Raw genomic sequence first — 12535 nt, 5'->3', positions numbered from 1 at the left:
TGGGAGCTGGCTTGTCGAATCGTCGCACCGCTGCGATAGCGGTGTTGGATTCACCGCCGCTATCGCAGGCAAGCCAGCTCCCACAGTAGTTTCGTGGTGTTCTTAGGATGTTGGCTGGAATAAATTTTGCTGTTACATGTGATCGCCACGCTTGCCGTGGCGTCATTACTGGCTCAATTTAGCGGCATCGTCCCGGAAGACTCCAGACTTCATGTCATCGACCTCGTTCAAGCAGTCCATGCGGCGCCTGTGGGCGCTGGATAAATTCAGTTACAGCGTTCGGGTATTCATCGCCCTCACCGGCAGCATGGCGCTGTGCTGGTATCAAAACGAAATGACCCTGCTGATCCCGCTATTCCTGGGGATTATCGCCAGCGCCCTGGCCGAGACCGATGACAGTTGGCAGGGCCGCCTGAATGCGTTGGCGGTAACGCTGGTGTGTTTCAGTGTTGCCGCGCTGTCGGTTGAACTGCTGTTCCCTTATCCGTGGATCTTCGCCATCGCCCTGGCCCTGGCCAGCTTCTGCCTGACCATGCTCGGCGCGTTGGGCGAACGGTATGGCGCGATTGCTTCAGCGACGTTGATTCTGTCGGTGTACACCATGATCGGTGTGGACCAGCGCGGTGGCGCCGTCACCGACTTCTGGCACGAGCCGTTGCTGCTGGTGGCCGGCGCCGCGTGGTATGGCGCGCTGTCGGTGCTGTGGCAGGCGCTGTTTTCCAACCAGCCGGTGCAGCAAAGCCTGGCGCGGTTGTTTCGCGAGCTGGGGCGCTACCTCAAGCTTAAATCGTCGCTGTTCGAGCCGATCCGCCAACTGGATGTGGAAGCGCGCCGCCTGGAACTGGCCCAGCAAAACGGCCGGGTGGTGGCGGCGCTGAATGCCGCGAAAGAAATCATCCTGCACCGCGTAGGCAATGGCCGCCCCGGCTCAAAAGTCAGCCGTTACCTGAAGCTGTACTTTCTGGCCCAGGATATCCACGAACGCGCCAGCTCGTCCCACTACCCTTACAACGCCCTGGCTGAAGCCTTCTTCCACAGCGACGTGCTGTTCCGCTGCCAGCGCCTGTTGCGCCAGCAAGGCAAGGCCTGCCAGGCCCTGGCCGAATCGATCCAGCTGCGCCAGCCGTTCATTTATGACGACAGCTTCGCTGAAGCCCTGGGCGACCTGAACGCCTCCCTGGAACACCTGCGCATCCAGAGCAACCCGGCCTGGCGTGGCCTGTTGCGCTCGTTGCGTGCGTTGGCCGCCAACCTGTCCACCCTCGACCGCCTGCTCGGCGATGCCAGCAACCCCGACTCCCTGGCCGACGCCACCGACAGCAGCCTGCTGGACCGTGCCCCGCGCAACCTCAAGGAAATGTGGACGCGCCTGCGCACGCAACTGACGCCGACGTCACTGCTGTTCCGTCACGCCCTGCGCCTGCCGCTGGCACTGAGTATCGGCTATTGGATGGTGCACTTGATCCACCCGTCCCAAGGCTACTGGATCATCCTCACCACCCTGTTCGTGTGCCAACCCAACTACGGCGCCACGCGGCGCAAGCTGGGCCAGCGGATCATCGGCACCGCCATCGGCCTGACCGTGGCCTGGGCGCTGTTTGATCTGTTCCCAAACCCGTTGGTGCAGTCGATGTTCGCCATCGCCGCAGGCCTGGTGTTCTTTATCAACCGCACCACCCGCTACACATTGGCCACCGCGGCGATCACCCTGATGGTGCTGTTCTGCTTCAACCAGGTGGGCGACGGTTACGGGCTGTTCCTGCCACGCCTGTTCGATACCTTGCTGGGCAGCTTGATTGCAGGCCTGGCGGTGTTCCTGTTCCTGCCGGACTGGCAAGGCCGGCGCCTGAACAAAGTGCTGGCCAACACCCTGACCTGCAACAGCATTTACCTGCGCCAGATCATGCAGCAATACGCCGCCGGCAAGCGCGACGACCTGGCCTACCGGCTGGCGCGGCGCAATGCGCACAACGCCGACGCGGCGCTGTCGACCACGCTGGCGAATATGCTCATGGAACCTGGGCATTTCCGTAAGGAAGCCGATGTGGGCTTCCGCTTTCTGGTGCTGTCGCACACCTTGCTCAGTTACCTTTCCGGGCTGGGTGCGCATCGGGAGACTCAATTACCGGCCGACGTGCGTGAACATCTGATCGACGGCGCCGGTAACAGCCTGGCGGCGAGTATCGACGAAATCGCCACGGGGCTGGCCAACAAGCAGCCCATCGCGATTCAGAGTGATGCCGAGGAAGCGTTGGCGGCGGACCTGGAGCAGATGCCCGATGAGATTGATGAAGGGCAGCGGCTGGTGCAAACGCAACTGGCGTTGATTTGCCGGCAGTTGGGGCCGTTGCGCACGTTGGCGGCGCATTTGATCAAAGATACCAGCGAAGCGTAGACCGCCATCGCAGGCAAGCCAACTCCCACCTTTGAAGGTGTTCGCCATTCAAAATGTGGGAGCTGGCTTGCCTGCGATAGGGCCAGCAGAAACACTACATCCCATGCTCCTTCATCAACCGCGCATAGCTGCCATCTGCCTTCATCCGAGCAATCTCCCGATCAAAGCTGGCCACGATCTGTTCATGCTCCGGGTTCTTCAGGCTCACCAGAATATGCAGGCTGTTCTCGCTCAACGGCTTGGGTAAAAACTCCACCGCGTTGCGCACCCGTGGCGACTCCCGCGCCAGGTAATAGCGGGCCACAAACTCATCTTCCAGCGTCAGCTTGACGCGTTTGGCCGCGAGCATACGCACCGCCATGGCGAAGTTATGCACCGGCACTTTCTGCAACTGCGCATCCTGGTCGAACGCCGCCGAATAGGCGTAGCCGCGCACCACGGCGATGGGATCGTCGTGCAGTTGCTCCAGGTTCTGATAATCGATGGGGTCGTCGCGGCGCTTGATAAACCGCACGCGATTCATCAGGTATTCGCCGGAAAACTGGCCCAGCTTGGTGCGGGCATCGTCGTACCAGGCGTTGATCAACACGTCATAACGGCCATCGCCCACGCCCATCAGCGCCCGCGCCCATGGCACTTGTTCGAAATCACTGGCATAGCCTGCTCGGGCCAGCGCCGTACTGACAATATCAGTGGCCAGGCCGCCGTTGATCAAGGTCGAATCGGTAAACGGTGGCCATACATCCGCTACCAGTCGCAGGCGCTGCGCCACCGCCGGCTGAGCCAGCAGCAACACTCCTATTAAAGCAACGGCACGAGAAAATCGCGGCATGCTCAAAGTCCTTGGCGGGCAGGCATTGGCCTGATAACAGTAGCTCATCAATGAGCCTGTATTGCAGATTACACAAAGAAGCCTGTGGCGATCGGACTGAATGATGGCAAATTGACGCCATTCACAAAAATGCTCAATTTAGACAGGACGGGCGGCGGCGCTTACTATCGGCCACAGACATTAATAAGGGAAAACGCCATGACGGTTGAATGGGTCTGCAAACATCACGAAGACCTCGGCAAAGAGCAGCTGTACACCATTATGCGTCTGCGCAATGAGGTGTTTGTCGTCGAGCAAAAATGCGTTTATCAAGACCTCGACGGGCAGGATCTTTCGGGCGATACCCACCACTTGATGGCCTGGCAAGATGACGTGCTGGTGGCCTACCTGCGCCTGCTGGACCCGGAATCCCAGGGCGGTGATGTGGTGATTGGCCGGGTGATCGTCGCGCCGGTGGCACGCGGTACCGGCCTGGGGCACCAGATGATGGAAGAAGCCCTCAAGCGCATTGAAGACATCTGGCCGCAGACGCCGATCTATCTGTCAGCCCAGGCGCATTTGCAAGGGTATTACGGCAAGTATGGGTTTGAAGTGGCGGGTGAGGAATACCTGGAGGATGACATTCCCCATATTGGTATGCGGCGCCAGTAAGGACGCCATCGCAGGCAAGCCAGCTCCCACACGTTGAATTGCGAATACTTCAAGTGTGGGAGCTGGCTTGCCTGCGATGAGGCCAGAGCTGCAAGCACCCGGTTCAGGGATAACCCAACACCTGCTTGACCGCCGCAAGGTTCGCCTCGATCCAGCGCCGATCAATCGCGCCCCAGCTACGAATCCGATAACGCCCGGCATGATTGCGCGCGCCGTCCTCCTGCTCAAACTCACACACAATATCCAGATCAGCCAACGCCGCAATCGTGTCCTGCGCCGTGCGCCGTGGCATCCCGGTGGCGTCGGTGAGTGCCGGCACGCTGCTGGCCTGGCCGCTGTCGATCAGGTAGGCCACATACAGGCGGCGGTAGAAACTGCTTTTGGTCTTGCTCACATCCATGCTCGACGCCTTTTGAAGTTAGGGCTTGCCCTGCAAGTCGCGATACGTGAGGTACACCCGCAGGTCGAACTCCACCTGATGGTAGCCCGGCATCATGTACTCACAGAGTTTATAAAACGCCTTGTTGTGGTCCGATTCCTTGAAGTGCGCCAGCTCGTGCACCACGATCATGCGCAGAAACTCCGGCGCGGCTTCCTTGAACAGCGCGGCAATGCGGATCTCTTTCTTGGCTTTGAGGTTGCCGCCCTGCACCCGTGAAATCGTGGTGTGCAGGCCCAGGGCGCGGTGGGTGAGGTCCAGGCGGTTGTCGAACAGCACTTTGTCGATGGCCGGCGCGTTGCGCAGGTGTTCCTGCTTCAACGCCAGGGCATAGCTGTATAACGCCTTGTCGCTCTGCACGCCGTGGCGCTCGGGGTAGCGTTGCTCCAGGTAGGCGCCCAATTGGTCCTTGGCGATCAATTGGCGCACTTGCTCCTGGAGCGCTGCGGGGTAGGCCTGGAGGTATTTCAGCGCGGTCATGGGGTTCTGCAACAGGGTTTGAAGGCCGCCAGTGTAGCGAATTCACAGCAGACGAGGGTGGGACCAGGCAGCCACTTCCTCCGCCACCAACGGTTGGGCAGCCAACGGCCCCTGAATAAATGCGCAGCCATTGGCCTTGAGCCACGTTGACTGCTCGAGGGTTTCCACACCCTCGGCGATCACCAACACCTCAAAATGTGCGCATAACTGGATGATACTGCGCGCCATTGCCGCGTCCCGTACCGAGCCTGGCAGGCGCGCCACCAGTTGCGGGTCGAGCTTGAGCGTATCGAACTCCAGGTCCCGCAGGTGGGCCAGGGAGCATTGGCCCAGGCCGAAGTCATCCAAGGCAATGCGCACGCCGATCTGGCGCAATAACTTAAGCTGCTTATGGGTCTCTTCCAGGTTACTCATCAGGCTGTCTTCGCTGATTTCCACCTCCAACTGGCGCCCCTGCAACCCATGTCGTTCAAGGACCTGCTGCAGTTGGCTGGCGAGGTTGGGCATATTGAACTGGCTGGCACTCAAGCTCACGCTCAGCACCAACTCTTGATCGAAGGTGGCTTGCCAGGCTTGGCGCTGGGCAGCGACTTGCTGGTAGATCCAGGCGCTCAACTGGCTGATCAGCCGCGCCTCTTCAAGCAGCGGCAAGAATAAGCCCGGCGGCACATCGCCGACGCTGGGGTGCTGCCAGCGCAGCAGCGCCTCGACACCGCGCAAGCGCCCGTCTTCCAACGAGACCTGGGGCTGGTAGACCAGGGTGAAGTCCTTGTTTTGAATCGCGGTGCGCACGCTGTCTTCCAGCATCAACCGCGAACGGGCGCGGCCGTTCATTTCCTGATCGTAATAGCGATATTGCTGACGGCCCGCGCGCTTGGCTTCGTACATGGCGATATCCGCCGCACGCAACAGGCCGCTCAGGTCGGAGCCGCAGTCCGGGAACGTCGCGATGCCGATGCTGACGCCAAGCATCACCTCCAAACCGTCCACTTGCTGACACACAGACACTCTTTCGATCAGTTTTTCCGAAATCTTGGCGGCCTGCTCCGGGCACTCCAACTCCAGCAATGCGGTGAACTCATCCCCGCCCATACGCCCGAGAATGTCGCAGGAACGCAAGCAGGCCTGCATCTGCTCCGAGACCCAGCGCAGCACGCGGTCACCCGCGTCGTGGCCCAACGAGTCATTGACCCGTTTGAAACCGTCCAGGTCCAGATACAGCAACACCAGCGACTGCTCGTTACGCTCGCTGCGCAGCAAGATGTTCTCCACCGCCTGGTGAAAGCCGCGCCGGTTCAACAGCCCCGTCAACGGATCGGTCACGGCCTGGAACTCCAACTGCTGGTGCAGATGGCGTACCTCGGACATGTCCAGCACGGTCACCACCATGGCCTTCTGCTCGGCGGGCAGCGGTGCACAGGACAACGCCACGGGCACCTGCTGACCACGGCCGGTGCGCAAAATCGCGTCGTGCTGACGCCACGTTTCACCCCGGCGGTATGCCTCGTACATCGGGAAACTCAACCACGCAGGCACATGGGGTTTTTGCAGGAAGCTCAAGAAACTCTCGCCCTGCAACTCGGCCATGGTGGCGTTCAGCAAGCGTGAAATCGCCGGGTTGGCGTACTCGATCACACTGCCCTCGCCCACCACCAACAGGCCTTCGGCGGCGTTGTCGAGCACCGAGGCGTTGAAGGCACGCGCCAACTCCAGGTCGTGGCTCAGGCGCTGCAAGGCGCGGCGGTTGCGCTGCTGCTCCAGCAGGGCCTGGACCTTGGGCTTGAGGACATGCGGGTCAAAGGGTTTGAACAGATAGTCGATCGCGCCGCTGGCATAGCCCTCCTGCACGGCGGCGGGCGATTGTGCGTGGGCCGTCAGAAAGATAATCGGCGTCATGCGTGTGCGCTGGCTGCCACGCATCAGGCGTGCGACTTCAAAGCCGTCCATGCCGGGCATGCGCACATCCAGCAAGACCAGGTCGACTTCGTGGGCAAGCAGCAACTCCAAGGCTTCCAGCCCGGAAGCGGCCGTGATCACGTGCCAGTCTTCACGCTGCAAAAGCGCACGCATGCTGATGAGGTTTTCCGGGTAGTCATCGACGACCAAAAGAACCGAACTGCCATCGCCGGGGTGTGGAGCGCAATCCATGCTACGTCTCTTCCTTGAGGGGCTGCACCGGTCACTTCTGCTACAAAAACCGGACAAACACTGAGGGCTCACTCTAGCCCCGCTTTAAAAAAAGCAGAAGTGACGTGGATGCCATCATTGCGCCAAAGCTCAGGAAGCCGACTAACGGTCAAGCCCTACAGCCCACGGCCTGTGGGAAACATGGCTTTTTGGCATTTAGCTGACGCCAATAATTTGCCACAAACTGTTTAACAACCGGACAACCACCGCCTATAAAGAACCTGTACAGCCCTCGGGCTAAAGCCTTCACCCTCTGTAAAAGGCCAACACCATGATCGACCTTTCCACCTGGAACCTCAGCATCCCGGTCGGCTCCCCGCCCACGACCATCGACACCCCCAAGCTGCTGAGCGGCTTCAAGGACCAGTACTTCCAGGCCGAAGGCAGCAACGTGCAATTCTGGACACCCGTGACCGGCACCCGCACCGAAAACGCCATCTACCCACGCAGTGAACTGCGTGAAACCTACGCCGATGGGCGCCTGCGCAACTGGACTTACAACGAAGCCAACAACTTCCTGCGCGCCACCGTGGCCGTCAACCAGGTGCCCTCCAGCGGCAAAGTGGTCATCGGCCAGATCCACGCGTATGACAGCCAGAAACCGCTGATCAAACTGGAGTATCAATTCAAGGAAAAAACCCAGACCGGCAACATCGTCGCCAAGGTGCGCATGCGCCCGGATGATGGTGAGGGGCGCGTGATTACCGTCGCCAGTAACGTGCCATTGGAGAAGAGCTTCACCTATGTGATCAACCTCAATAAGGCCGGCTTGCTCAGCGTATCTGCCGCAGACGGCCAATGGAACGAGCGCATAGGCGCCGCGTGGGGTGCCAAGCCGCTGTACTTCAAAGCGGGCGTGTATGTGCAGGACAACAGCGGCGACAGTAAGGAAGGCGCGCGGGTGACGTTTGCCAAGTTGGATATTGATCACGAGTAGAGCGTGAAAGAAGCCCCGTTAGTAGCGGGGCCTCTTAGTGGGTTTAATCAACGCACATCAGCATAAAGCCCATTGAAGAATCGCCGGCGGGTTTGTTATCGCCTACTTTGAGTGTTAATACGTTAACGTAGTTGATGGCCGGGACACTGCCCAACTTGGCATGGCCATAAAAGATATGTTCATTGGAGCTCACATCGGTGACCGAGACCGTGCAGAAACGGGGAGGTTCTTTAAATACGCCCGGTATAAACCTGACCTTATAAATTGAAAAATAATCAGGCTGCGCGATCAACTTAACCTCTTTCAGCCACTTAGGCGACTGTGCAGTGACCTGCCCCTTTTCATTAACAGACGCGGTGAGTATTCGGCCCTCGGCGTAGGCAAAAGATCCTGCTGCGAGCAACGCGATGATAGCGCCAGCGACTTTAATCAAGTTCATTATCAATTCTCCATCATTGAATACATTTAAAGATCAACCTTAAATGATCAGAGACTGATAAAAGCGCACTTTTAATGGCGTACAAATAAAACAGAAAAACTATAAAGACACCGGGAATTCTACTGACTGGTTTCAGGAGACTTCCGATTGCAAAGCACTTTTGAGCCGCAACTATTCGTAGGCAAACTCCGACAATCACCAAGACTATTCCCTGATTACTCCGACCTCTTAAACACACCACCGAATCCTGTGGGAGCCGGGCTTGCCCGCGATGGCGGTGTATCAGCCACCATCAGCAGTGCCTGACACACCGCCATCGCGGGCAAGCCCGGCTCCCACATTGGATCTCCATCGGTTTGGGGATCGAGGTTGGTCCTACACGACCGTTGCGGGCGGACAGATCGCCGCTTATAGTTCGCCCCGTCGCTGAGAACAGCGATAGGGTTTCGCAGCCCTACCGAGTTAATACTGCACCCGTCACAAACGGCCCCGGCGCTCCGCCGACGGCCGTCCTTGTTATGGCGGCTGTGCGTGGGAGACCTTCGGGTCTGCCGGGTCTTAACTCCTCGGTCTGCGAACCCGCGTACAGCTGCCACCTAATTTGTTTCGCAGCAAACGGTGGTCATTCTTCTTTTGAGTTAAGGATTCACCATGACCGACCCATTACCGCCCCGCCGCTTCTACCCCTGCACCGAATCCGCCACCGATTCACCCGTGCTCTTGATCGACAGCGCCGCCCCACTGCCCGACCTCCACGCCTGCCTGCGCGAACGCCTCAACGCCGCCCTCGAACACCTCAACCTGATGGCCTGCTCCAGCCTCCCGGACTTCGCCGAGCGCGACCTGAATAACGTGGCCAATACCGCACGTATTCTGGTGCAGGACGTGAGCGACGTGTTCCGCGTCATTGAGCACCGAGGTTTCGATACCGCTGCCTGATCAAATCCCGGCCACAAAAAAGCCCGCATCGCTGCGGGCTTCTTTTTAAACGCTTAAGGCTTAGTTCACCTTGGCGTTCAACTCACCTTTCAGGTAACGCTGGTACATCGCTTCCAACGAGATCGGCTTGATCTTCGAAGCATTACCGGCAGTACCAAACGCTTCGTAGCGAGCGATACATACATCACGCATGGCCGTTACGGTAGCGCCGAAGAATTTACGTGGGTCAAATTCGCTCGGGTTGGTAGCCATCAGGCGACGCATTGCGCCGGTGGACGCCAGGCGCAGGTCGGTGTCGATGTTGACCTTGCGCACTCCGTACTTGATGCCTTCGACGATTTCTTCAACCGGCACGCCGTAGGTTTCTTTGATGTCGCCGCCGTACTGGTTGATGATCGCCAACCATTCTTGCGGGACCGAGGAAGAGCCGTGCATCACCAGGTGGGTGTTAGGGATGCGTTTGTGGATTTCCTTGATGCGGTCGATAGCCAGCACGTCACCTGTAGGCGGCTTGGTGAACTTGTAGGCGCCGTGGCTGGTGCCGATGGCGATGGCCAGGGCGTCCACTTGGGTCTTTTTCACGAAGTCAGCGGCTTCTTCCGGGTCGGTCAGCATCTGGCTGTGATCCAGCACGCCTTCGGCGCCGATGCCGTCTTCTTCGCCGGCCATACCGGTTTCCAGGGAACCCAGGCAGCCCAGCTCGCCCTCAACCGACACCCCACAGGCGTGAGCCATGGCCACGGTTTGCTGGGTTACGCGCACGTTGTACTCGTAGTCGGTTGGGGTCTTGCCGTCTTCGCCCAGGGAGCCGTCCATCATTACCGAGCTGAAACCCAGTTGGATGGAGCGCTGGCACACGTCAGGGCTGGTGCCGTGGTCCTGGTGCATGCACACCGGGATGTGCGGGAATTCTTCGATAGCGGCGAGGATCAGGTGACGCAGGAACGGGGCGCCGGCGTATTTGCGCGCACCGGCCGAAGCCTGGACGATCACGGGGGAGTCGGTCTTGTCAGCGGCTTCCATGATGGCGCGCATCTGCTCAAGGTTGTTGACGTTAAAGGCTGGGACGCCGTAGCCGAACTCGGCTGCGTGGTCCAGCATTTGACGCATGCTGATAAGTGCCATTGTGTTGTCTCTCCCGGTCGAGGGTCGTTAATCGTGCAAGCCTGCCGTAGCGGCGGCTGCTATTCAAGTTATTGCAGATCAAGGGGTTAAGCTTGAGCTGCTGAATCGTTATTGCAGTGTCCGGTTCGCACATAAGTGACTTTGGAACCGGATCAATGTGGGAGCTGGCTTGCCTGCGATGGGGGCAAATCAGACAACATTTGTTTTGCTGACCCACCGCAATCGCAGGCAAGCCAGCTCCCACATTTTGATCTCATCTATTTTGAGACCGTGTTCTTACTGGGCCTTACAGCCACGCCCAATCAAATCATCGGTGGCGACCCAGTAAACCAGGCCTTCCTCACCTTTTGTGTGAAACGCCAATTGGCCGTCGCTGTACAGCACGCCCGAGGCGGCAACCTCTTGTTTAAGGCGATAAACCTGGTCCGAACCACCGAGGCGTACATCCACTTCGGAACGTGCCGCATTGGTAAAGCGCCAGTTGACCTCGGCCTTGCTGTCGCAGGTCCAGGTGGTCCATTTGTCTGCCGGTTCTGCGGCCTTGTTGAACATGTTCATGCTGCTGCAACCGGCCAACAAGGCCAGGGCTGCGAGGGCGAAAACGCCTTTCATTGCCACTCCTCGAACGACGGCCCCAGGGGCCGCCACTGCTGTCGGTTAGTTGATCAGACCCGTCATGGGCAACCCTGTTCCTGACCGTTGGGCGCGGCGTCGTATTGTTCCAGCCGTTCATTGCCGATGCGCTTGTTGATCACCGGCATGGTTTCGGCCTGCCAGTCGGCCTGGTAGCAGCTTTTTTTCGGCGCAGCCCCAGGCGCTTGCGCCTCGGGCACAGCGCTTGGCGTGCTGCCGCAGCCGGCCAACAGGCCCGCTGCGATCACCAGTGCCAACGACTTGATCATGGGAATGCTCCTTTTCCGGATCACGAGCCTTAACCTTTGGCTCGGGTTTCCAGCACTTCAACGGCCGGCAACACTTTGCCTTCGACGAACTCGAGGAATGCGCCGCCACCGGTAGAAATGTAGGAGATCTGGTCAGCAACGCCATATTTATCGATGGCTGCCAGGGTGTCACCACCACCGGCGATGGAGAATGCCGAGCTTTCGGCAATCGCCTTGGCCAGCACTTTGGTGCCGTTGCCGAACTGGTCGAACTCAAACACACCGACCGGGCCGTTCCACAGAATGGTCTGGGAGGCTTTCAGCAGTTGCGCGAAGTTAGCCGCCGTTTGTGGGCCGATATCCAGGATCATGTCGTCAGCCGCCACGTCAGCAATCAGCTTGACGGTGGCTTCGGCGCTTTCCGCGAATTCCTTGGCAACCACCACGTCCACCGGCAGCGGCACGCTGACTTTGGCGGCGATGGCGCGGGCAGTGTCGAGCAGGTCTGGCTCGTACAGCGACTTGCCCACCGGGTGCCCGGCTGCGGCCAGGAAGGTGTTGGCGATGCCGCCGCCGACGATCAGCTGGTTGCAGATCTGGCTGAGGCTGTTGAGCACGTCCAGCTTGGTCGACACTTTGGAGCCGGCCACGATGGCAGCCATCGGTTGTGCCGGAGCACCCAGCGCCTTGCCCAATGCATCCAGCTCAGCAGCCAGCAATGGGCCAGCCGCTGCAACTTTAGCGAACTTGGCCACGCCGTGGGTCGAGCCTTCGGCGCGGTGCGCGGTGCCGAAAGCGTCCATCACAAACACGTCGCACAGGGCCGCGTATTGCTGGGCCAGTTCGTCGCTGTTCTTTTTCTCGCCTTTATTAAAGCGCACGTTTTCGAACAGCACGATGTCGCCAGGCTTAACGTCGACGCCGCCCAGGTAGTCGGCTACCAGCGGCACGTCGCGACCCAGGGCCTTGCTCAGGTAGTCGGCTACAGGCTTGAGGCTGTTTTCGGCGCTGAACTCACCTTCGGTCGGGCGACCCAGGTGGGAGCAGACCATCACGGCCGCACCTTTTTCCAGGGCCAGCTTGATGGTCGGCAGCGAGGCCAGGATTCGCGCATCGCTGGTGACAACACCGTCCTTGACTGGGACGTTGAGGTCTTCGCGAATCAGTACGCGCTTACCTTGCAGATCGAGGTCGGTCATCTTCAACACGGTCATGGGTCGCAGTTCCTGA

13 protein-coding genes are annotated in these 12535 nt (G+C 59.4%); 4 read left to right on the top strand and 9 right to left on the bottom strand.

The features are described 5' to 3' along the window. Positions 1–211: 211 nt before the first annotated feature. On the top strand, positions 212–2395 hold the full coding sequence (yccS, locus tag ACQY47_RS16855) for a YccS family putative transporter (RefSeq protein WP_428550418.1): 2184 nt from the start codon (positions 212–214) through the stop codon (positions 2393–2395). Between the two features lie 94 nt (positions 2396–2489). Here the strand turns inward: yccS and ACQY47_RS16850 are convergent, their stop codons facing one another. Continuing rightward, on the bottom strand, positions 2490–3227 hold the full coding sequence (locus tag ACQY47_RS16850) for a substrate-binding periplasmic protein (protein WP_017139386.1): 738 nt from the start codon (positions 3225–3227) through the stop codon (positions 2490–2492). Between the two features lie 198 nt (positions 3228–3425). Between ACQY47_RS16850 and ACQY47_RS16845 the strand changes: the two genes are divergently transcribed. Next, a complete protein-coding gene (locus ACQY47_RS16845) occupies positions 3426–3878 on the top strand; it encodes a GNAT family N-acetyltransferase (RefSeq protein WP_017139387.1) in 453 nt (150 codons plus the stop codon). A 103-nt stretch (positions 3879–3981) separates the two neighbouring features. Here the strand turns inward: ACQY47_RS16845 and ACQY47_RS16840 are convergent, their stop codons facing one another. From ACQY47_RS16840 to ACQY47_RS16830, 3 genes are read right to left on the bottom strand one after another with little or no spacing between them, the layout of a single operon-like run. Then, positions 3982–4278, bottom strand: a complete 297-nt coding sequence (locus ACQY47_RS16840) for a winged helix-turn-helix domain-containing protein (RefSeq protein WP_017139388.1) — start codon at positions 4276–4278, stop codon at positions 3982–3984. 18 nt (positions 4279–4296) lie between these two features. Continuing rightward, a complete protein-coding gene (locus ACQY47_RS16835; protein WP_017139389.1) occupies positions 4297–4797 on the bottom strand; it encodes a M48 metallopeptidase family protein in 501 nt (166 codons plus the stop codon). Between the two features lie 42 nt (positions 4798–4839). Continuing rightward, positions 4840–6945 carry a putative bifunctional diguanylate cyclase/phosphodiesterase gene (locus ACQY47_RS16830; RefSeq protein WP_428550412.1) on the bottom strand — a complete coding sequence of 702 codons (2106 nt, stop codon included), beginning with the start codon at positions 6943–6945 and terminating at the stop codon, positions 4840–4842. A gap of 310 nt (positions 6946–7255) precedes the next feature. Here ACQY47_RS16830 and ACQY47_RS16825 point away from each other — a divergent pair, with 310 nt between their 5' ends. Beyond that, positions 7256–7921 (top strand): polysaccharide lyase family 7 protein, encoded by a 666-nt coding sequence (locus tag ACQY47_RS16825; RefSeq protein WP_428550409.1) that lies wholly within the window; start codon positions 7256–7258, stop codon positions 7919–7921. A 43-nt stretch (positions 7922–7964) separates the two neighbouring features. On the opposite strand, the gene ACQY47_RS16820 is transcribed toward ACQY47_RS16825, so the two are convergent. Further along, a complete protein-coding gene (locus ACQY47_RS16820; RefSeq protein ID WP_428550406.1) occupies positions 7965–8360 on the bottom strand; it encodes a hypothetical protein in 396 nt (131 codons plus the stop codon). Between the two features lie 651 nt (positions 8361–9011). Between ACQY47_RS16820 and ACQY47_RS16815 the strand changes: the two genes are divergently transcribed. Next, a complete protein-coding gene (locus ACQY47_RS16815; RefSeq protein WP_017139393.1) occupies positions 9012–9299 on the top strand; it encodes a hypothetical protein in 288 nt (95 codons plus the stop codon). A 60-nt stretch (positions 9300–9359) separates the two neighbouring features. On the opposite strand, the gene fba is transcribed toward ACQY47_RS16815, so the two are convergent. The 4 genes from fba to ACQY47_RS16795 all read right to left on the bottom strand — a co-directional run bounded on the left by fba (position 9360) and on the right by ACQY47_RS16795 (position 12519). Continuing rightward, positions 9360–10424, bottom strand: coding sequence for a class II fructose-bisphosphate aldolase (gene fba / locus ACQY47_RS16810; protein ID WP_003177554.1), 1065 nt, complete (start codon positions 10422–10424; stop codon positions 9360–9362). Positions 10425–10700: 276 nt separating this feature from the next. Beyond that, entirely contained in the window at positions 10701–11036 is a 336-nt protein-coding gene (locus tag ACQY47_RS16805; protein ID WP_099550365.1) for an MliC family protein, read from the bottom strand. Between the two features lie 62 nt (positions 11037–11098). After that, positions 11099–11326, bottom strand: coding sequence for a hypothetical protein (locus tag ACQY47_RS16800; protein WP_099550364.1), 228 nt, complete (start codon positions 11324–11326; stop codon positions 11099–11101). Positions 11327–11355: 29 nt separating this feature from the next. After that, on the bottom strand, positions 11356–12519 hold the full coding sequence (locus ACQY47_RS16795) for a phosphoglycerate kinase (protein ID WP_177033857.1): 1164 nt from the start codon (positions 12517–12519) through the stop codon (positions 11356–11358). Between the last annotated feature and the right edge of the window lie 16 nt (positions 12520–12535).

The sequence above is a fragment of the Pseudomonas edaphica genome (assembly GCF_965277385.1).
Lineage (GTDB): Bacteria > Pseudomonadota > Gammaproteobacteria > Pseudomonadales > Pseudomonadaceae > Aquipseudomonas > Aquipseudomonas edaphica.
This window is presented reverse-complemented; position numbering and strand designations above follow the sequence as displayed.